This is a genomic window from Cronobacter condimenti 1330, from assembly GCF_001277255.1.
Lineage (GTDB): Bacteria > Pseudomonadota > Gammaproteobacteria > Enterobacterales > Enterobacteriaceae > Cronobacter > Cronobacter condimenti.
Window position 1 is genome coordinate 2,023,782 of record NZ_CP012264.1, and the last position, 19,530, is coordinate 2,043,311.

At 60.0% G+C, this 19,530-nt stretch carries 13 protein-coding genes; 9 read left to right on the top strand and 4 right to left on the bottom strand.

What is annotated here, in order from left to right:
• The first annotated feature begins 89 nt into the window (after positions 1–89).
• The 7 genes from AFK62_RS09295 to AFK62_RS09325 all read left to right on the top strand — a co-directional run bounded on the left by AFK62_RS09295 (position 90) and on the right by AFK62_RS09325 (position 9,483).
• Positions 90–1,988, top strand: a complete 1,899-nt coding sequence (locus tag AFK62_RS09295; RefSeq protein ID WP_007665344.1) for an NAD(P)-binding protein — start codon at positions 90–92, stop codon at positions 1,986–1,988.
• Positions 1,985–3,181 carry a cytochrome c gene (locus tag AFK62_RS09300; protein WP_007665341.1) on the top strand — a complete coding sequence of 399 codons (1,197 nt, stop codon included), beginning with the start codon at positions 1,985–1,987 and terminating at the stop codon, positions 3,179–3,181. The genes AFK62_RS09295 and AFK62_RS09300 overlap by 4 nt, the downstream gene beginning before the upstream one ends.
• 168 nt (positions 3,182–3,349) lie before the next feature.
• On the top strand, positions 3,350–5,734 hold the full coding sequence (locus AFK62_RS09305; RefSeq protein ID WP_053532113.1) for a DMSO/selenate family reductase complex A subunit: 2,385 nt from the start codon (positions 3,350–3,352) through the stop codon (positions 5,732–5,734).
• Positions 5,721–6,350 (top strand): DMSO/selenate family reductase complex B subunit, encoded by a 630-nt coding sequence (locus tag AFK62_RS09310; protein ID WP_007665333.1) that lies wholly within the window; start codon positions 5,721–5,723, stop codon positions 6,348–6,350. Before AFK62_RS09305 ends, AFK62_RS09310 begins: the two co-directional genes overlap by 14 nt.
• A complete protein-coding gene (locus tag AFK62_RS09315) occupies positions 6,343–7,179 on the top strand; it encodes a dimethyl sulfoxide reductase anchor subunit family protein (protein WP_053532114.1) in 837 nt (278 codons plus the stop codon). Before AFK62_RS09310 ends, AFK62_RS09315 begins: the two co-directional genes overlap by 8 nt.
• Positions 7,179–8,027: a 4Fe-4S binding protein gene (locus AFK62_RS09320; protein ID WP_032983964.1), complete on the top strand. Its 849-nt coding sequence runs from the start codon at positions 7,179–7,181 to the stop codon at positions 8,025–8,027. Before AFK62_RS09315 ends, AFK62_RS09320 begins: the two co-directional genes overlap by 1 nt.
• 100 nt (positions 8,028–8,127) lie before the next feature.
• Positions 8,128–9,483 carry an esterase-like activity of phytase family protein gene (locus AFK62_RS09325; RefSeq protein WP_032983969.1) on the top strand — a complete coding sequence of 452 codons (1,356 nt, stop codon included), beginning with the start codon at positions 8,128–8,130 and terminating at the stop codon, positions 9,481–9,483.
• 52 nt (positions 9,484–9,535) lie between these two features.
• Here the strand turns inward: AFK62_RS09325 and AFK62_RS09330 are convergent, their stop codons facing one another.
• The gene (locus AFK62_RS09330; protein ID WP_007665323.1) at positions 9,536–11,074 is read right to left on the bottom strand and encodes a methyl-accepting chemotaxis protein; all 1,539 of its coding nucleotides are present in this window, start codon (positions 11,072–11,074) and stop codon (positions 9,536–9,538) included.
• Positions 11,075–11,311: 237 nt separating this feature from the next.
• Here AFK62_RS09330 and AFK62_RS09335 point away from each other — a divergent pair, with 237 nt between their 5' ends.
• Positions 11,312–12,376, top strand: a complete 1,065-nt coding sequence (locus AFK62_RS09335; protein ID WP_053531860.1) for a sugar phosphate isomerase/epimerase family protein — start codon at positions 11,312–11,314, stop codon at positions 12,374–12,376.
• A 29-nt stretch (positions 12,377–12,405) separates the two neighbouring features.
• Here the strand turns inward: AFK62_RS09335 and AFK62_RS09340 are convergent, their stop codons facing one another.
• A complete protein-coding gene (locus AFK62_RS09340) occupies positions 12,406–12,897 on the bottom strand; it encodes an anti-virulence regulator CigR family protein (protein ID WP_032983963.1) in 492 nt (163 codons plus the stop codon).
• A gap of 235 nt (positions 12,898–13,132) precedes the next feature.
• On the opposite strand from AFK62_RS09340, the gene AFK62_RS09345 reads away from it, so the two are divergent.
• A complete protein-coding gene (locus AFK62_RS09345) occupies positions 13,133–14,317 on the top strand; it encodes a putative acyl-CoA thioester hydrolase (protein ID WP_007665312.1) in 1,185 nt (394 codons plus the stop codon).
• 29 nt (positions 14,318–14,346) lie between these two features.
• On the opposite strand, the gene AFK62_RS09350 is transcribed toward AFK62_RS09345, so the two are convergent.
• Together AFK62_RS09350 and AFK62_RS09355 are read right to left on the bottom strand one after the other, a co-directional pair.
• Positions 14,347–16,545, bottom strand: coding sequence for a virulence factor SrfC family protein (locus tag AFK62_RS09350; protein WP_053531861.1), 2,199 nt, complete (start codon positions 16,543–16,545; stop codon positions 14,347–14,349).
• On the bottom strand, positions 16,542–19,529 hold the full coding sequence (locus AFK62_RS09355) for a virulence factor SrfB (protein WP_053531862.1): 2,988 nt from the start codon (positions 19,527–19,529) through the stop codon (positions 16,542–16,544). The genes AFK62_RS09350 and AFK62_RS09355 overlap by 4 nt, the downstream gene beginning before the upstream one ends.
• Between the last annotated feature and the right edge of the window lies 1 nt (position 19,530).

Genomic DNA, 19,530 nt, shown 5'->3' on the forward strand with positions numbered 1-19,530 from the left:
CGCGCCTGCCGGGGTGCCTGGCAGGCAAAAATTCTGTACCATTATATAACAAACTGAAAACAATAATTTTTGTCCTTTAAGGAAGTTCTATGGCAATCACCCGACGTGATTTTCTCAACGGCGTCGCTATTACCGTGGCCGCAGGAATGACGCCGTGGCACATTTTGCGCGCCTCGCCGCAAACGGCGACGCAGTCGCTTTACTATCCGCCAACCCTTACGGGCCTTCGCGGCAACCATCCGGGTTCGTTCGAACAGGCGCACGCGCTGGGGCGTGAAGGTAAGCATTTCGATCCGGCAAGCGTGCCAGTGGAAGAGACCTACGATCTGGTGATTGTCGGTGCCGGCATCAGCGGCCTTGCGGCTGCCTGCTTCTGGCAGGAGCTTCGCGGTAAACAGCAGCGTATTCTGCTGCTTGATAACCACGATGATTTCGGCGGTCACGCCAAACGCAACGAATTTCACGTCGACGGGAAAACCGTGCTCGGCTACGGCGGCAGCGAGTCCTTCCAGTCGCCCGCCAATAATTTCAGTGAAACCGCGATGGGGCTGCTCAAAACGCTCAACGTCAGCATTGAGCGCATGGCGAAAAGCTTCGACCAGACGTTCTACCCGGATCTCAACTTAAGTCGCGGCGTCTATTTCGATAAAACCAATTTCGGTGTGGATAAAATCGTCAGCGGCGATCCGGGCCGCGCGGTGGCGGACGATATCCCGCCCGATCGTATGAATGCGCGCGATATCCGCGCGTTTATTAACGACTTCCCGCTGCCTCAGGACGATCGCGACGCGCTTATCGCGCTGCATACCGAGAAAAAAGATTATCTCGCTGGCATGAGCGTGGACGATAAAGTCGCCTGGCTCGATTCACACAGCTATCGGCAGTTCCTCAGTGAAAAAGTGGGCCTGAGCGACAGCGCCATTCGTTACTTCCAGCAGCGCACCAATGATTTCCAGGCCATTGGCATTGACGGTACGTCGGCGAGCGACGCGCGTATCTGTGCGCTGCCCGGGCTCGACGGCATGGATCTCCCGCCGCTTGATGCGGAATCGCTGGCCGATCTCGAAGAGCCCTATATCTATCACTTCCCGGACGGCAACGCCGGACTGGCGCGCCTGATGGTGCGTCATCTGATCCCCGCGGTGGCGCCAGGGGACAGCATGGACGACATCGTGGTGGCAACCTTCGACTACAGCCAGCTCGATAAACCCGAGCACCCGGTGCGCCTGCGCCTTAACAGCACTGGCGTGCATGCCGCGAACGTGGCGGGCGGCGTTGAAGTGACTTATCTGCGCGACGGTAAACTGCACAAGGTCAAAGCCGGGCAAACGGTCATGGCAGGCTATAACATGATGATCCCGTACCTGGTGCCGGAAATTCCGCATGACCAGCAGGAGGCGCTGAAGCAGAACGTCAAAGCGCCGCTGGTCTACAGCAAAGTAGTCATCCGCAACTGGCAACCGTTTATCAAGCTTGGTGTACATGAGATCTATTCGCCTGCCGCGCCGTACAGCCGCGTCAAGCTCGACTATCCGGTGGATATGGGGGGCTATCAGCACCCGCGCGATCCAAATGCGCCCATCGGCCTGCACATGGTCTACGTGCCGACGTTCCCCGGCAGCGAGCTCAGCGCCCGTGAACAGTTCCGCAAGGGGCGCGCGTTTCTGCTTGGCACCCCGTTTGAGGTGCACGAGAAAATGATCCGCGATCAGCTACAGGGCATGTTTGGCGCGGCCGGGTTTGACCATGAGCGCGATATTGCGGCGATCACGGTTAACCGCTGGTCACACGGCTACTCCTACTTCTTCAGCGGCCTCTTTGATGACGAAGAAGGCTCACAGAAAATCATAGAAAAGGCTCGCCAGCCGGTAGGGCGTATCACGATTGCAAACTCCGATGCCGACTGGAGCCCCTATGCCAACTCGGCTATCGATCAGGGGTATCGCGCGGTAAAAGAGCTGCACGACATGGCGAAGGAGAGCGCATGAAGCGGATAACAGTTCTGGCGCTGGCCCTTTGGGCTACGCACGCGGGCGCGCAGGCGATGTCGCGCGGTGAATATGTGGCGCGCGCGGGCGACTGCATGGCCTGCCACACGGCGGCAGACGGCGCGCCGCTGGCAGGCGGGGTAAAATTCGCCACGCCGCTTGGTGATATTTACTCCACCAATATCACGCCTGATAACACCCACGGTATCGGCGGCTACAGCTATGAAGATTTCGCACGCGCGATGCGCGAGGGTGTGGCGAAAGACGGACATCACCTCTACCCGGCGATGCCGTATCCGTCGTATGCGAAAATGAGCGATGAGGATCTGCGCGCGCTCTACGAATACCTTATGAACGAGGTGAAGCCGCAGGCCACGGCAAACCGTGACAGCGATATCCCCTGGCCACTCTCAATGCGCTGGCCGCTCGGTATCTGGAATAGCCTCTTTGCCGATGAAAAACCGTTTACCCCGCGTGCGGATAAAAGCGCGCAGTGGAACCGCGGCGCCTATCTGGTGCAGGGGCCGGGACACTGCGGCGCCTGTCATACGCCGCGCGGCATCGGGATGCAGGAGAAAGCCTTTGACGAGCGCGATGAGCAGTTCCTCGCGGGGGAAGAACTCAACGGCTGGTATGCGCCATCGCTGCGCGGGCTGAAGATGTCCGAGGGGGATCTGACCTTGCTGTTGCGCGACGGGCGCAGCAAGCACGCCGCGCTCAGCGGGCCAATGGACGAGGTCGTCACCAACAGCACCCAATACCTGAGCGATGACGATAACCGCGCTATTGCAAGTTATCTGTTAAGCCTGCCCGGCAGCGAACCGGTGAAAACCCAGGCGCCGCATCTCTCGCAGGCCGCGCTTGAAAACGGTCATCAGCTCTATGCCCGCTACTGCGCGACCTGCCACGCCAGCAACGGCGAAGGCGCGGATTACGCGGTTCCGGCGCTGAAGGACAACCTGACCGTCAATGCTGATAATCCGCTGACGCTGCTGCGCGTGGTGCTGGAGGGCGGCAAAACCGCTGTCACTGAGCGCCATCTCCCGTACAGCATGCCGGGTTACGGCTGGGCGTTAAGCGATCAGGACGCGGCTGACGTCACCAACTACATTCGCGGCAGCTTCGGTAACCACGCCGCGCCGGTGACGCCAGACCAGGTCAAAGACGCTCGCCAATGGCAGCATAAAGAGTAGGGCGCGCGGCGCTGCCAGATATGGCGGCGCCGTTTGCTTCCGCCATTTCTTCCCACCCGTTTTTCTGAAACTTTCGGCTACCGGTCGTTTCATTTTTTCCCATTGATAACTATCAAGCTTTCTCATCGTCGGGCTTTGCAGAATACGCCCTTTTGATGAGGGAGCATGATGAAACCACAACGTAAAAAGGATGAAACGGGCGAGGGCGGGCTGTCGCGGCGCGACTTTCTGCGTGCGACGTCAGCGCTGGCGGCGGTGCCGCTCTTTACGGCCTCTGGCTCGTCGCAGGCCGCCGTACCGGCTGCGGCGGCGATAGCAGCTGAGCAGATCGTCCCAACCTGCAGCACGTTTGACTGCGGCGGCAAATGCGATATTCGCGCTCACGTACAGGATGGCGTGGTGACGCGTATCTCCACCTGTCCGGATAATGACGTCGACCCGGCGATGCCGTTGATGCGCGCCTGCGTGCGCGGCCGTGGCTACCGGCAGTTCGTCTACCATCCCGACCGGCTCAAATACCCCATGAAGCGGGTGGGCAGACGCGGCGAAGGCAAATTCGAGCGCATCAGCTGGGATGAGGCGACGACGCTGATTGCCGATAACCTCAAGCGACTTACGGAAAAATATGGTCCGGCATCGCGCTTTATGCACACCGACACGGCGCTATCCGGCGGGGCGTTTTCCGGTGACAAAATGGCGCGGCGTCTGCTGAATCTGACCGGCGGCTATCTGGAGTCTTATCACTCGGTCAGTATGGGCAATACCGCCGCGGCCACGCCATATACGTACGGCACCGCCGCGAGCGGCAGTTCGCTGGATACCCTTAGCCACACGCCGCTTGTTATCCTCTGGGGCCATAATCCGAACGAAACCGTATTCGGCCACACAAACCATTACTTTCAGCAGATGAAGCGTAATGGCACCCGGTTTATTGTGGTCGATCCGCGCTACTCCGACACCGTTGCATCCCTCGCCGACCAGTGGGTGCCGCTGCTGCCCACCACCGATAACGCGCTGATGGATGCGATGATGTACGTCATCATCAGTGAAAACCTGCACGACAGCGCCTTTCTGGCCCGTTACACGCTTGGGTTTGATGAAGACTCAATGCCCGAGGGCGTACCGGCTGGCGAATCGCTGAAGGCCTATCTGTTTGGGCAAAAAGATGGCGTCGCGAAAACCCCGCAGTGGGCGGAGCGCATCACGCATGTCCCGGCGCAGACCATCCGCCAGCTTGCGCGCGATTACGCTACCACTAAACCGGCCGCGCTCATTCAGGGCTGGGGGCCGCAGCGTCATATCTGCGGCGAGCGCACGGCGCGCGGCTCCACGCTGCTCGCCACCCTCACCGGCAACGTGGGCATCAAAGGCGGCTGGGCGGCAGGCTATGGCGGCATCGGCAACCGGCTTTTTTGCGCCGATCCTTATAGCGTGCCCAACCCGGTCGCCGAGAAAATCTCCATTATGAACTGGGTGCAGGCGTGCGATGACGCGAGTCAGATAACCCCGGAAAACGGTCTGAAAGGCGCCGAAAGGCTCAGCGGTAATATCAAATTCATCTTTAATCTGGCCGGTAACTATCTGGCGAACCAGAACCCGGATATCAACCAGACCGTAGAGGTGCTGGAAGATGAAACCCGGGTAGAGTTCATTGTGGTGAGCGATCTCTTCCTCACGCCGAGCGCCCGTTACGCCGATTTGCTGCTGCCGGAAACGAGCTTTATGGAGCGCTGGAATATTGGCGAGACGTGGGGCACCGGCAACTACTTATTGCTGTCGCAAAAGCTGGTAGAGCCTGAATTTGAGCGCCGCTCGGACTACGACTGGCTCCGTGAGGTCGCCCGCAAACTCGGTATTGAAGCGCGCTTTAGCGAAGGGCGCAGTGAAAAGCAGTGGGTAGAACATATCTGGGAGAAAACCCGCGAGGCGCTGGCGGACCACGATTTGCCAGATTTCGCCGGGCTTTGCCAAAACCCGCATGTGTATCTCAAGGCGCCGCCATATGTCGCTTTTGAAGAGAATATCCGCGATCCCGACAACCATCCGTTCCCGACACCCTCCGGCAAAATCGAGATCTTCTCAAAGCGCCTCTGGGAGATGCATCACCCGGAGATCCCGGCGCTTTCTCACTACGTGCCCGCGCCGGAAGGCCCTGAGGACGCATTACGTGAAAAATACCCCTTACAACTCATCACCTGGAAAGGAAAAAACCGCGCCAATTCGACGCAGTACGCCAATCCTTGGCTTCAGGAGGTGCAGCGCCAGCAGCTCTGGATAAACCCGCTCGACGCGCAGGCGCGCGGCATCCACCAGGGCGACACGGTGCGGATTTATAACGATCGCGGCGTGGTGCAAATCCCGGCGGAAGTGACGCCGCGCATCATTCCCGGCGTGGTGGCAATGCAGGCGGGGGCCTGGTGGCAGCCCGATGCGGACGGCGTGGATAACGGCGGCTGTCCAAACGTGCTGACCAGCACGCGCATCACACCGCTTGCCAAAGGTAATGCCCATCAAACCCTGCTGGTTGAGGTAGCTAAACATGAGTCAGTTTAAGGAATACGCCCCGGTAAGCGAGGAGCAGCTGGGCTTTTTTATCGATTCCTCGCGCTGTTCGGGCTGCAAAGCCTGCCAGGTAGCGTGCAAGGACAAAAACAATCTGGAGGTGGGGCGTCGCTATCGCCGGGTCTATGAAGTGCACGGCGGCGGTTTCACTCCAACCGGCGAGGGCGGGCTTATCAACAATGTTTTCGCCTACACGCTGTCTGTCTCCTGCAACCATTGCGAAGATCCCGTCTGCACGCGTAATTGCCCGACCACCGCGATGCACAAGCGCCCCGGTGACGGCATCGTACGGGTGAACACTGACAAATGCGTGGGGTGCGGCTATTGCGCCTGGTCATGTCCTTACGGCGCACCACAGCGCAACACCCAAACCGGACAGATGTCGAAATGCGATTTCTGCATTGACCGGCTGGCGCAGGGCGAGGCACCCATGTGCGTTGCCACCTGTCCGCTCGGCGCTATCCAGTTCGGGCCGATTGCCGCGCTGCGTGCCCGTTACGGTACGTTGTGCGACGTCAAAGGCCTGCCGCCGTCGTCTGTCACCAAACCAAACCTGGTTATCAAACCGCATCAGGGCGCGCAGCAGGAGGAACAGCATGATGCATGAGTTTCCGTTAGTTCTTTTTACATTACTGATGCAGGGCGCGGTGGGGTTTACGCTGATGCTCTGCCTTACCGCCGGGCAACTGCCGCGCACCGGAAACGCCACGCTTGTGACGTTTCCGGCGGTATTGGGCACGGCACTGGCGGGCGGTCTTGGGTTACTCGCCTCGACGCTGCATCTGGGGTATCCGCTCAATGCATTTAATGCGCTGCGCCACCTTTCCAGTTCCTGGCTTAGCCGGGAAATTGCCCTCGCGGGTGTGTTTATGGCGCTGCTTGGCCTCGGCGTGCTGCTTACCATGACAAAGCGTCGCATGCCGTGGCCGCTGCTGTGGCTCGCCGCGCTGGCGGGCATGGCGGATATTGTCGCGATGGCCTCCATCTACTGCCATGCATCAGTGGCGACCTGGCAGCACGTTAACACCTGGGCGATGTTCTTAGGGTCGGTGGTGCTGATCGGCGCTGCGGTTATGCAACTGCGTCTCGCGTTACGGCCGACAGGTAATACCCAGGCGAACCTGAGGCTGGAGCGACGCCTGACGCTGCTGGCGCTGGCAATGGTACTCATCCGGCTGCTGATCCAGCCCGCGTATTATCACTTTCTGGCGCACGTGGCGGTGCCGGTAACGTTTCCACTGCCATCACTGGCCGCGTTTGACGCCAGTGCGGGGCTGCGGCTTATGGGCTGGTGCTGCTCGGTCGGCGGCGCGATGGTGCTCGTGCTGAATATGACGCGCACGCAGGGGCCGCGCGCGAGCCAGGTGGGGGGCAGTCTGCTGATACTGGCAGGCGAACTGCTGCTGCGTCTGGCGTTCTTCAGCATCGCGGCCTGATGGATCTGTTTGCAACCCTCGCGCCCGCACCACCCGGTGTGGGCGCACGCTGCGCCAGAAAACGCCTGCGCCGCAGCCGCTGCGATCGCTGCATCACGCGCTGCCCGACCGGCGCGCTGGCGCTTCACGACGGTGTGATTACACTTGCGCGTGATCGCTGCACAGGCTGCGGGATCTGCCTCTTCGCCTGTCCGGCAGACGCGCTGGAGCACCTTGCTCCGCTCACGCGGTTTTACCGCGATGGCGTGCTCTTCGGGCCTTTTACGTTGCCGGTCGCGGTGGAAGAACTGCTGCTCTGGCACGCGCATTACGCCATTCGCGCAATCGCGGTGGATCTGACGCACGACACCCACTGGCTACGCCCACTTGCCGAACTCAACCTGCTGCTGCGCCAGCGCGGCGAGCCTGGCTGGCAATGCATGGTGCCACCTGCGACGCCAGGTGAGATGAAACGCCGTTTATTAGCAATGCCGCGCGGGCGAGTACCGCACGATGTCACGTCACGCCGCGCGGCAGGCGCGTACGCTTTATCATTTGGCGTGACGCTGGATGCCGGACGGTGCCTTTTGTGCGGCGCCTGTGGGCATATTTGTCCTGAAGGAGTCATCCGGTTTAACGAGGGGACGCTCACGCTTGATCCGTCGCGCTGCCACGGCTGCGGCGACTGTGCGGCAGTCTGTCCGGTTGATGCCGTGTCGGTGGCGGCAGGCGAGACGTTTTCGGTTACTCGCCTCCGGTTTACGACCGCGCGCTGCGTCAGCTGTGGCGAACCCTGGCGTGCCTGGGCGGCGAGCGAGACGCGCTGCCCGCTTTGCAGGCGCCACGGCTTCGGTATGCGCGGCGGTTAAAACGATGACTCTCTGAATCCACAGGGGAAAACGGTGTTGTCATTAATCTGTCACGCGCGCGCCTTATAACAATGCCACCCCGACTCTGGATCTGAGAATGATGAAAATTAAACCCCTTGCGCTCCTTTTCGCCGCGTTTTTCCCGCTCTGTTCACAGGCTGCCGACCCGCAGGTGGAACGATATGTGGTCACGTTTCCGCATGAAGATCATGTGATTTATTCCGGCAACTACGCGAACGCCTTTCCCGAGGGCCTGCCGGTAGGCGTCGGCTCAGGCCTGCTTTTTTTGCGTAAAGAGGGAGATGCACTGATTTTCGCGACCGTCACCGATCGCGGCCCGAACGCCGACTCCCCGAAAATGGGCAAGCAGGAGTCGAAAATTTTCGCAAGCCCCGAATTCACGCCGCTGCTGATGACAATTCGCGTCACAAAAGACAAGGCGCAGGCCAGCGACCCGATGCCGCTTCATGACGCGCAGGGCAATATCAGCGGCCTGCCGCTGCCGGCCGGGCTTATCGGCTCAACCAACGAGCTTGCGCTGAACGACGCGCTGCAAACCCTGAAGAGCGACAAACGCGGGCTCGACACCGAAGGCATTACGCCAGACGGGAAAGGCGGCTACTGGCTCTGCGACGAATATGGCCCGTTTATCATTAATGTTGACGCAAACGGCGCGATTATCGCCAAACATGGGCCTCAGGCGGAAAAAGGCGAAGAAGGCGTGGCGGGCGGCTTGCCGAACATCCTCAAATGGCGTCAGCCTAACCGCGGTTTTGAAGGGCTGACCCGCATGCCGGATGGGCGCATTATCGCCGCGGTACAGAGCACGCTGGATATCGACGGTAAAACCAAAAACACGGCGCGCTTTACCCGGCTGGTGAGTTTTGACCCCACCACCGGCAAAACGGCCATGTACGGTTACCCGATTGACATTGATGTCTATAAAAAAGCGAAAGATGCGAAAATCGGCGATATCGTGGCGCTGGATGACCATCGCCTGCTGTTAATTGAGCAGGGCGGCGACAAAAATAAAACGATGCGCAACCGCGTCTATGTGGTGGATCTCAGCAACGCGACAGACCTCAGCGAGATGGATAACACCCAGCCGCCGGAGTTTGACGACGCCGAAAAACTCAACGCGCGTGGGGTGAAGCTTGCCAGTAAAACGCTGGCGGTGGATTTGCGCGCTGTCGGCTGGCAGCAGGAGAAGGCCGAAGGGCTGGCGCTTATCGATCCCCAAACCATCGCGGTCATCAACGACAACGATTTTGGTCTGCAGTCAGAGCTGCTGGATCCGCAGGGCGATAAAAAAGACATGGATGATTATAACGTGGACGGCAAAGGCCACCTGACCCTGGACGGCCAGCCGGTCGCGAGCAAAATTGGCATCAAACCGCTGGAAAAACCCGATTCGCAAAACGATCTGTGGGTAATCAAGCTCGATAAGCCGCTCTGAGCGTAATAAAAAAAGGGCAGGCCCGCGCCTGCCCTTACGCGTTTTATAACGGTTAGTTCAGTTTAAACACCGCGACAGCCTGGTTTAGCAGTTGCGACTGCTCTTTCAGGGAGTGTGCGGCGGCGGAAGCCTCTTCCACCAGCGCGGCGTTCTGCTGGGTCACTGAGTCCATCTGTGCGACGGCCTGGTTAATCTGCTCAATGCCGCGGCTCTGCTCGCCGGTGGAGAGCGCGATTTCAGACATCAGCTCAGACACCTGTTTAATCGAGCCGATGATGCGCTTCATGCTTTCGCCTGCACGCGCTACACGGTCGCTGCCGAGCATGACCTGCTCGCCGGACTGCTCGATAAGCTCTTTGATCTCTTTCGCGGCGACTGATGAGCGCTGCGCCAGGTTGCGCACTTCGCTTGCCACCACGGCGAAACCACGACCCTGTTCGCCCGCGCGCGCAGCTTCTACTGCGGCGTTCAACGCCAGGATGTTGGTCTGGAAGGCAATGTCTTCGATAATGCCAATAATGTTGTCGATTTTGCTGGAGCTGGATTCAATCTCCTGCATGGAAACGACCACTTCTTCGACAATCGCATTACCTTCCTGCGCGGCGCTGCGCATGGTGCCCGCAAGCTTGTTCGCCTCGGCGGTGTTTTCCGAGGTGTGCTTCACGGTTGAAGTCAGCTGTTCCATGCTGGCAGCCGTTTCACCAAGCGACGCGGCCTGCTCTTCGGTACGTGCGGAGAGGTCAGTGTTACCCGCAGCAATCTCTTCTGCGGCATGCGCCACGCTGTGGCTGGAGTCACGAACCTGGGCGATGATATTGACCAGCGACAAACGCATCTGCTCCAGCGAGCCGAGCATATCCCCAATCTCATCTTTCGAACCTGATTCCACCGGCGTGTGAAGCTCGCCTTCTGCCATTTGCTGGCAGTGAAGACGTGCGGCATCCAGCGGTGCCAGAACACGACGCTTAAGCAGGATAAACATGGCGCCAATCAGCAGCGTAAACAGCAGGGCGAACACGCCAATGGTGATCATACTGTTGACGAAGCGGTCCTGCGCATCCTGGTTCAGGCGCTGGGCATACTTCTCACGGAACGCCAGCAGCTGATCGAGAGTAATTTCAAACTGGCGATCCAGTTGCGGGATAGTCGTACTCACCAGTTGGTTAAAACGCGCGGTGTCGTTGCGGCTCGCCGCGTCCATCAGCGGACGCAGACCATCGTCAACGTAAGCCTGCCAGGCCTGGCGATACGGCGCGGCCAGCGCTTCTTCGCCTTCAACGGCAGGGGCTGCTTTGTAGTTATTGAACGCCGCGGTGGCTTTTTGCATCACCTCGTTGGCGGTCTCAAGCGACGCCTGCGTTTTCTGGGCATCACCGAGAGAGGCGTTGATCATTGCCTCCATCAGGCGCACGCGCAGGGTACGGCTGTGGTTAATCGGATCAATCACCGAAAGCACCACGCGAATTTCTTTATTCACGTTATCCAGCGACTGGTTGCTGCGGGTAAGCGACCAGAGGTTAGACACGGTACTGACGAGAAAGATAAAAAGTAAAAGACTGAAAACGAGAAATGAAAAGCGCCTTACTGACATGTTGTTCCCTTGCGTGAGGTTGTAACACAACGATCCGGCTGCTCTGAAAATGCAGAGCGCCATGAAGCGGTTATCGGTCTGGCACGCAAAAAATTTAGGTTAAATGCCTTTAACCCAATAAAACAAAGGCTTATGAATGAAGCGAACGTGATACGTCTGGCTTATCCTTCACCAGCTATGCTTAACGCAGGGTTTTTACACCGGTTTAGCGATGCGCGAAGGCGCTAAGGAGCGACATTGAAAACGCTACAGGGCCCCTCTATTTTTCTCTCGCAATTTATCAGTGACAGGCCTCCGTTTAATCAGCTCGACACGATGGCGGCCTGGGCGGCGGGGCTGGGTTATAAAGCCGTGCAACTGCCGACCCATCTGCCGCATATTTTTGATCTCGCGAAAGCGGCGAACAGCCTGGACTACTGCGCGCAGGTGTGTGAAACGCTCGGCAACGTCGGGCTGCAAATCAGTGAACTCTCAACCCACTTTCAGGGGCAGCTCATCGCGGTGCATCCGGCGTATGATCAGGCTTTCGCAGGGTTTGCGCCAGAGGCGGTACGCCATGATCCAGTTGCACGCCAGCAGTGGGCCGAGAGCACGCTTATGCTGGCAGCACGCGCCTCGCGCAACCTCGGGCTCAAGGCCCACGCTACCTTTTCCGGCTCGCTCGCCTGGCCCTTCTTTTACCCGTGGCCACCGCATAATCCGGTGCTGGTCGACGAAGCGTTTCGTGAGCTTTCGCGCCGATGGCTGCCTGTCCTCAATCGTTTTGATGAGGCGGGGGTCGATCTCTGTTTTGAGTTGCACCCGGGTGAAGATCTGCACGACGGTGTGACGTTCGGGCGCTTTCTCGAACTCACCGGCGAGCACCCACGCTGCCACATTCTGTATGACCCAAGCCATATGCTGCTCCAGCATATGGACTACTTAGGTTTTATCGACTGCTGGCACTCGCGCATTCGCGCGTTTCACGTCAAAGATGCGGAATTTAACCCCTCGGCGAACAGCGGCGTTTATGGTGGCTATCAGCCCTGGGTTGATCGTCCGGGACGTTTTCGCTCACCGGGTGACGGGCAGATCGATTTCAAAGGTATCTTCAGCAAACTGGCGCGCTACGACTATCCGGGCTGGGCAACGCTCGAATGGGAGTGCTGCCTGAAAGAGGGCCAAACCGGCGCGCGGGAAGGGGCAAAATTTATAGCCGAACACATTATCAGAGTGTCTGAACACAACTTTGAGGATTATGCGGGGGGGCAGCATGACCGCGAGGCGGCACGCGCGCTGCTCGGACTCACCTCACGTGGGTAGAGCAGCCGGGCGAGCGCCCGGCGTCACGCTTAATCAAAAACGTTATTGATGACGGCGGTGACCAGCGCGGTGCTGAGCGCTATCAGTACCAGGTTGTCGCCAATAATTTTCCATTCATAACCGGGATAATACGGCAGGTCGTTGAGCATACTGGCGGGAACCGTTTTTTTGGCGATGCCCGGCGGCAGGGGTTTGCCGCGCGCGAGGTTTTTTGCAATCCCCGGCGGCAGGGCGTCGTAGCCCGTCAGGCCGTAATTGACCGCCAGGCTGCGTGCCCGGCTGAAGCTGATGTCTGCCTCAACATGGTCAGGTTTGCCGTAATTTTTACGCGCAGACGCATTGCCGTGATGTTTCTCTTTGTGATCAGCGCCTTTGCCATTATTGCCGTGACCCTTACCATGATGGCCACTATTGCCATTGCCATTGCCATTGCCATTGCCAGGGTTGGCAAGCGCAGGCGTCGCGCTCAGGGTAAATGCGGCGAGCAGGAGCGCCATCGCGCTCAGACGTGTTGTTTTCATAACCTTTCCTCAGTCTGGTGGAGCTGCGCTATTTCAGCATAGCGGCAACAAAAAACGATTGCGCTTTCTCCTGGATTTCAGACTTCGGAAGACGTCTCGCAAAATTGTCACGCCAGTTTGCTGCGGTTGGCGCGTCGCGGCATGATGACTGTATAAATAACCAGGCAGGCCAGCGTCAAAGCACGGGCAACCCCGTGCAGTGTGTAAACAGACCGGGCCGCAGGAGAACACATTGATGGAAGCTGTACCGAAAACCGTGCTGGCGGGGCCTCTCCGCCCGATGTTGAGTCGCGAGGAGGCCGCGCGTTACACGCCGGAGCATCTCTTTGCGCAGGGCGGCTGGCTACACGCGCCGGATGGCCCATGGCTGCCTTCCCCTGTAATCCCAGCGCCAGACGCGCTGGTGGTGGATGCCCGCCACGGCCCGTACCGCACGGTGCAGCAGGCAATAAACGCGGCGCTGACCGGCACAACATGCAAAACGCGCATCTGCATTGCCGTCGCCCCGGGGGTGTATCGCGGCGTCGTCTATATCCCCGCGAATGCGCCGCCCGTAACGATTTATGGCACGGGGGAAACGCCTTCGCAGGTGCGCCTTGAGCTTGCGCTAAATGCGCGCCTTACGCCGCAACAATACCAGTCGGCGGTCAATGCCCATGGCGCGTTCCAGCCGGGCGACCCGGCATGGGCGGAGTATCAGCGCATCGCCGGATCAGGCGCGCAGCGCATTGGCACCAGCGCGACGGCTGTTGTGCATGCGCAGTCGGATGACTTTCAGCTCGCGAACCTGAGCGTTGTGAATACCTTGCTTGATAGCGTGGATGGCGGCGCGCATCAGGCAGTCGCCCTGCGGACTGACGGCGATAGGGTGCAGCTTGAGCACCTGCGTCTTATCAGTCGTCAGGACACACTTTACCTGAATAGCCGCAGTGCGCCGGACGGCAGAGCGTCGCACATTAGCCGCGTCCGGGTGCAGGGCTGTTATATCGAAGGCGATGTCGATTACGTTTTTGGTCCGGCGAGCGCGGTTTTTGATGATGTTCATTTTCATACGGTGTCCTCACGCGGTGCAGGCGAAGCGTTCGTACTGGCACCTTCCACCCCTTATGACTGTCCGTTCGGTTTTCTGGCGCAGCAGTGCCGGTTTACGACTGACAGCGGGTTTGGTGAGGCGCTGCTGGCAAAGCTTGGCCGCGCGTGGGATCACGGCGCGCGCGAAACCGGCTATCGGCCTGGTCACACTGCCAACGGGCAGGCCCTGGTGCGTCATTCCGTCATTGATACGGGTTATGATGCGAAAGCGCCCTGGGCTGCGGCGGCGACGACGGAAAGGCCATTTTCTCCAGGCTTCAAGGACGCCCGGGATGACGTAGCGCATAATCGCCTGGCGGAGTATGAAAACAGGCTTATCGGCAAATAAACGCCGGCGCGGATGCGCCGGCGGAGGGGTTAACGCAGGCCGATGATTTTGGCGAGCGCTTTGCGGTCAGCGGGTTTGATATCAAGCGGATGCGCATAGCCGATATTTTCAATGGCGCGCGTGTAGAGCGCCACCAGCCAGTCGTAAACGTAACGCGTGGCAGCATGCACCGGTTTTTCGCCAAGGCGCGTCAGGCGCTTATCGTGCGCAATGGCCGAGGCGAAGAGGCGCTCGTTCGGGTTGACGCGGCTCGCCGGGCGCTCCGCCTGCGGCACACGCTCAAAGCCGAGCCAGCTCACGAAATTGCCAAGCTCGGCACGAAGCTGCGCCCCGGAAAGCCCTTCGTGCGCGGCCAGCGTTTCCAGACGTGCCGCCAGGTCGAGCCGGTAACTTGCGATAATCAGCGTGTCGCCGAGCCAGTGCAGCGTGGCCGCGTCGATACCGAGCTGCGCGGCATGTTCCTCGTTCTGCATCCACTGACGGACGTGGTTTACCCACAGGCGGTGCGCGCGGCGGGCAAGTGATGCGCCGGAAACGGTGTCCGCAGGGCGTGTTGCCACCGATTCGCCAAAAAGATCGATTTCCGCGCTGAACAGTCCCTGCGGCGTCTCTTCATGACGCTCTTCCGTCTCGCACAGGGCCTGCAACGCTGCCGGATCGGGCAGCAGTGCTTGCAGCAGGTCACCGTGTCGTGCGGCCTGGCGCTGCAAGGTACGCACGCCATTTTCCGCCGTGGCGCGCAGCGTCGCCTCATCGGCGGTCAGCGGCGCGAGATAACGGCTGAACAGCAGGGCGGGTTGCGCCTGCGCACTGGCGTTAAGCTGCGCGAGACGGCGCTCGCGGCTGCTGTCGCTCAGCGCCTGGGAAAGCCATTCGGTGAGCCGTTGCAGGTTACGTCCGTCAAGCGCCTGTAACGTGCCCCAGGTGTGGCCTGGTTTGCCAAGCAGACGCTGTACGCCTTCGTCGAGATGCTGACCGTCAAGAAAGCGGGCGTCATGCGGCGTGATGGCCCAGACCAGACCCGGCAGCGCGTCTACTGACGCAGGCTGCGTGGCGCTGACCCAGCGCATCAGCGCGCGGGCGACTGGCACGATATCGGCGCGGCTCTGGACGGCATTGCACACCATCAGCACGTCCGGCTGCTGATGCTGGCGATAGTAGTCGAGCAGAAACGCTATTTTGCTGGCGGAGAGGCTGTCGTGCTGGCTGTAAGTCGCGCCAGGGATATCCAGCAGATCGACGCCTTCCGGCACGGAAGGGGTGGCAAGCGGCAGCGTCAGTTCGGCGCAGAGCAGCGTCAGGGTGGTGAGCGGCAGGCTCACCATTCCCTGCAACTGATGCTGTTCAAGCGCGCGCACCAGCACTTCGTCGGGCAGTGCCTCTTCGCCGGAGCCGGCAGGCAATAAAAAACCTTCAACCGGCAGGGAGAAGTTATCAACAAGCAGACTCAGCGGCGCCGCAACTTCGCGAGCGTGGCCCAGCAGCAACAGGCCTTCGGCCAGCGTCATAAACTGCTGCGTCAGGTCAGCTATATCGCCCCACAGCAGCGCGTAAAGGCGCACGCGCTCAGGAAGCGTAAGGGCAGGCAGCAGCAGCGCCATCTGATGCCAGGCATCGTCGCCAAGCGTGCGCTGGCGGGCGGGCGTCAGTTCGCGCCAGCGGGCGGCGAGCGTCATAACTTCCGGCGCACTGATGGCCGGATGGGGTTGCGTCTGGCCCAGCGTCTGCAACTGCGCTAAACGCTGACGCAGCTCTTCCTCGCTTACGGCGCGTGCCTGACCGCTGGTCTGGTAGTGGGCGAGGAAAATCTGTACCAGCTCCGCCTCGCTGAAGATCCGAAGGCGCAGCGGGAATTCATCCGGCAGTGATTGCGGCGTGCGGGTAAAACGTACTGCCATCGCCGTTGTGCTGTGACCGGGGTTGATATGGGTAAGCCAGTCGAGATGTTTATCGCCGGGCGCTACTGCCACCTGGCCCTGTGATCCACGGGCGAGGGTGGCGAGCAGGTGCGCTTTGCCCGCCTGGGAGTGGCCATAAATGCCAAGCGTGCGCGGTTCGTTTGCCAGCGCAGCCAGCGTCTGGGCCTGGGCGTTCAGCGCGCTCAGGCGCGCCAGCAGCGGGCCGGCCTCTTCATCCAGCAGCGGCGCATGCGCGCGGGTTTTTTCGACCCACTGGGTCAGGGCGGCAGGTGTCGTGGTTGTCTTGTTAATGAGGGTAGACACTGTCATTTAAGATAAACGCTCCCGCTGTCGATCCAGTAGTGGCTGCCGGAACTGCGGCGGTCAGCCAGAGTATTAAGTTTAAACGTGACCTGCTCCGGCGGCACGCGGGTGCCGTCGGAAAGCCAGGCTTCGCTCAGGGCAAAGCCTTCCGGCGCCTGTTGTTTACCGCCGCCCGTCAATTGCAGGCGGACATTTAGCACGCCGTCGCCGGCAATCGCTTTCGCAAGCTCGGGCGAATTCACCGACAGGGTATAGAGCGGTGTGGCAGGCCAGCGGGCGTTATCCAGCTGGCGAAAGCCGAGCGTGACGTTGCCGCGCAGCGGAAAGTGCAGGCGGGCATCAAGCTTAGCGCCCGGTGCGTCAAGGTCAATATCGCGATACCAGACGTTTTCGTCGCGCAGCGTGTTTACCACGTTATCCAGCACGCCGAGGTAGCGCACAGTCGAGTACGCGCCGATATCGGCAGCTTTAAAGTTAAAGCGTGGCAGGCGCAGATCAAGCGCCAGGCTACAGAGCATCGCGCCGACGGCGGCAGTGGATTTCGGGTTGCCCACGCGACGGTGCTGACTGAAGGGATACCACTCATGCACTTCGTAATTATCAAGCCAGACCATACGGCTTACCGGTACGGGCTGGAGCAGGCGGATAAGCGATTGCAGACCCGGCAAACAGCCCGGGCGGCCGGTTATCAGGAGCACATCACAGCAGTAATAGGAGATGGCCTCGCACAGCGCCTGGATTGGCGCGCAGATGCTAAACTTACCGGCGTGCAGCGCCTCTTCGAGTTCGCTGAAGCTCACCTGCAGCGGTACATCGAGCACGTTAAACGCCGGGCTACCCGCAGGCAGCGCATGTTCAATGGCCTGATGAAGGTAATTATGCACGTTGCGGGTTGGCGGCTGCTTTAGCAACTCGCCAAAGGTGGTGTACAGGCCGCTTTGTGGGTCGGCCGGGTCGCTGTTTTCCCACGCCGACAAAATGGCATGACCAAGCGGCATAAACAGTTGCAGTGCCGTTTGCTGGCGCAAAATCGCCTGTGTGTCCATCCGTCCGGAATCGCCGAAAAGCGTAGACATCAGCGTTGCCGCATCGGCGACGCCCGCTTTTTGCAACTGTTCCTGCAAGGCAGGCAACACGCAGCGCTGAATCACATCCAGCAGAATGTCATCGCCCGCGACTTTGAACCCTTCGCGAAAGAGCAGCGTCGGGCTGATTTTAACGTTGCTGCCGACACCGTCATCGAGCTGGTATTCGGCAATCGCCATATCGGTGGTGCCGCCGCCAATATCAATCGAGGCGACGCGCAGCTGACGCCCCGGCGTAGCACCCGTCGGCGTTTCACGGTCAGGGCGCGCGAGGCTTGCGAAAAAGCGCTCAGTTTGACCGGCGAAATGTACCATCGCTTCGTTATAGAGCCACACCAGTTGGCCACAGCTGGCTTCATCCCACTCCATCTGGATTTCCGGTACCGGCACGCGGCTCTGGCGCTGGCCTTTTTCAGCGCTGAAATCGTCATCGTGCGGGTGCCAGCCCAGCGCTTTCCAGACGAGGGCGATGGCTTCCTGCATGCGGCGGCGGAAAATCTCACGCTCCTGTTTTGGCATCGCCGAAGGCAGGGTGAGGATCAACTGACGCAGCTGGCGCGGCGAGCTGGCGTTGCCCATGCGCAGTCGGCTGGCGACGCTGTTGATCTGGCACACCGCCTGAGCGAGCAGTTCACACAGCATATGGGTCATCAGGGAGCTGCGGCTGTACTGCGGCGAAAATACCGGCAGACGCTCTTCCGGCGGCAGTTGCCAGAGCGGCTCGCCGTCGTCATTCATCAGGTTCATCAGCGGGCCTGCGGTCGCGAGCGGCTCACGCTGAGTTTTCGGGGTCATCAGGTTAAAGCGCCACTCCTGGGCCGCCGGGGTTTCATCCCACAAATAACGGCGCGGGCTTGAGATGCCGCTGTTGCCTTCGGTGCCAAGACGCTGCATCGCGAGCTTGCGGGCTTCGTCACCGACGCGCACGATGGAGGGCCAGACAAACGCTTCGTCGCGTCCGCTCTCGACAGAAAAATGCTGTTTGCCAAAGCGCGCTTCGGCAAAGGCGAGACGGCTGGTGAACATCAGCGCGTTCATAAATTGCGGCTCGCTCAGCGAGCGCACCTGAAGCTCCATCGTCTGGCGCAGGCCATCGTTGGCTTCACCGTGATCTTCAATAATCACGCCGCAGGTATGGGTGTTGCCGACATCCAGAATAAGGTCGACGGCGACCGCCGGCGAGCTCAGGGTGCCGGTGACGATTTTGAGCTCCGGCACGCTTAACTGGTGGCCAAGCAGGGACATCACGTTGAGCCAGTGCGCCTGGTATTCAAAGACTTTCAGCGCGCGCTGGATCTCCTGCTCGCTGCGTGCTTCCTGGGTGCCCACATACTGGGTAAACGCTTCGCGAAGCCAGCCGTCGACCCAGGTCTGGTCGAGGAAATCTGCGACTTCATCATCCCGCCACGCGAGGGCGAAGCGGGTGCCGTTACGCACGTCATTTTCAACCGGAGCCAGCTGCGCGGCTGTGCCTTCATCATGCTGGATTTGGGTATCGAAGGCGAAGGTCACGCGGTGGGTATTGCCTGCGCTGTCCGGCTCGCTGAGTTTACGGATCTGCACGCGCGCCCAGTTATCGGGGCCGTGTACAAAAGTGCGTGGCGGATTGAAGCGCAGCACCGGCACCGGCAGCCAGACGCCATCCAGTATCGCAAGAGACTGGCTCAGCGCCACGCTGCTTTCCGGTTTAACCACTTCCGGTTGACCGCCGTGGCGGGCGGGCAGGGTAAATTTGCCGGAGGCGATATCGTAATCGAGGCGCAGCAGCGGCCCGTTCGCGGTTTTACGCACAAAGCGCCCGTCGTGGGGCGCCTCGACGGGTGTCAGGCCAAAATCAAGAAATTGCACCCCGCTGTTTTCAATCAGGGTGACGCTCTGTTTGTAATCACACAGGTTTGCCAGCATA

Coding starts and splice junctions, on each gene's coding strand:
- AFK62_RS09295 (WP_007665344.1), top strand. CDS start 90: ATGGCAATCACCCGACGTGATTTTCTCAACGGCGTCGCTATTACCGTG.
- AFK62_RS09300 (WP_007665341.1), top strand. CDS start 1,985: ATGAAGCGGATAACAGTTCTGGCGCTGGCCCTTTGGGCTACGCACGCG.
- AFK62_RS09305 (WP_053532113.1), top strand. CDS start 3,350: ATGAAACCACAACGTAAAAAGGATGAAACGGGCGAGGGCGGGCTGTCG.
- AFK62_RS09310 (WP_007665333.1), top strand. CDS start 5,721: ATGAGTCAGTTTAAGGAATACGCCCCGGTAAGCGAGGAGCAGCTGGGC.
- AFK62_RS09315 (WP_053532114.1), top strand. CDS start 6,343: ATGCATGAGTTTCCGTTAGTTCTTTTTACATTACTGATGCAGGGCGCG.
- AFK62_RS09320 (WP_032983964.1), top strand. CDS start 7,179: ATGGATCTGTTTGCAACCCTCGCGCCCGCACCACCCGGTGTGGGCGCA.
- AFK62_RS09325 (WP_032983969.1), top strand. CDS start 8,128: ATGAAAATTAAACCCCTTGCGCTCCTTTTCGCCGCGTTTTTCCCGCTC.
- AFK62_RS09330 (WP_007665323.1), bottom strand. CDS start 11,074: ATGTCAGTAAGGCGCTTTTCATTTCTCGTTTTCAGTCTTTTACTTTTT.
- AFK62_RS09340 (WP_032983963.1), bottom strand. CDS start 12,897: ATGAAAACAACACGTCTGAGCGCGATGGCGCTCCTGCTCGCCGCATTT.
- AFK62_RS09345 (WP_007665312.1), top strand. CDS start 13,133: ATGGAAGCTGTACCGAAAACCGTGCTGGCGGGGCCTCTCCGCCCGATG.
- AFK62_RS09350 (WP_053531861.1), bottom strand. CDS start 16,545: ATGACAGTGTCTACCCTCATTAACAAGACAACCACGACACCTGCCGCC.
- AFK62_RS09355 (WP_053531862.1), bottom strand. CDS start 19,529: ATGCTGGCAAACCTGTGTGATTACAAACAGAGCGTCACCCTGATTGAA.